The sequence below is a fragment of the Mycobacterium sp. TH-M82 genome, from assembly GCF_057473605.1.
In genome coordinates, this window is sequence record NZ_JBYCKY010000448.1 from 1 (window position 1) to 1,035 (window position 1,035).

At 65.7% G+C, this 1,035-nt stretch carries 1 protein-coding gene; it reads right to left on the minus strand.

Translation table 11 applies throughout. The features are described 5' to 3' along the window. Window positions 1-1,030 (minus strand): FAD-dependent oxidoreductase (locus tag AC2VON_RS13705; protein ID WP_486953459.1); only part of this gene is annotated, 1,030 nt, incomplete at its 3' end. Window positions 1,031-1,035 lie beyond the last annotated feature (5 nt).

A 1,035-nucleotide genomic window follows, 5' to 3' on the forward strand; every position in this document is an offset into this window, starting at 1 on the left:
TCGCCTCACCAACCGCTTCCGACAGACTTGGGTGCGGATGGATGAACGCGCCGACTTCCTCGGGCAGCGCCTGCCAGTTCACCGCGAGATAGTTCTCAGCCAGCAGCTCGCTGGCCCACGGCCCGATCAGGTGGGCACCCAGAATCGGCCCGTTCTTTTGGGCGACGATCTTCACCAGACCGTCGGTTTCACCGATGATCATCGCCCGACCATTGCCCGAGAATTTGTATTTGTGGATGTCGATCTCGAATCCGGCTTGCTTGGCTTCGGCCTCGGTGAGGCCGGCCCACGCCACCTCTGGATGGGTGTAGACAACCCACGGCACGCGGGTGTAGTCCACCGGCACCGGCGTTTCGCCGAGGATTGACTTGATCGCGACGATCGCCTCCGCGTAGGCGACGTGCGCGAGACCGGGCGTGTCGACCACATCGCCGACCGCGTAGATTCCAGGTCGGCGGGTGGCCATGGTGTTGGTGTCCACGACGACAAATCCACGATCCGTGACCTCAACGCCGGCCTCAGCCAAACCGAGACCAGCGCTCACCGGGACGCGCCCGACCGCGACCAGGACCTGATCGACCTCGATCTTGTCCGAACCGGTCGGTGTCTCGTAGGCCAACACCACGCCATTGTCGCTGCGCTCCGGCGGGCTCACCCGGGCCTTGGCGTGGATCTTGGCGCCCCGCCCGGCCAGTGACTTCGCCAGAATGCCGGCAAGCTCCTGGTCGGGTCCAACTGGCAGGACTCCGCTGGGCAGCGCTTCCAGCAGTGTGGTGTCAACGCCGACGTCGGTGAACACCGAGGTGAACTCGGCCCCGATCACGCCGCCGCCGATGACCGCCACCCGTTCGGGAAGCGTTCCGCTGCGGGTGCTGTGATCGGAGGTGACCACCCGATCGCCGTCGACCTCGAATCCCGGGATGCTCTTTGGCTTCGACCCGGTGGCGATGATCACCGACTTTGCCGCGATTGTCTGCCCGCCGACGGAGACTGCGCCGTTCGGGGTGAGGGCGCCTCGACCCCGGATCACCTCGA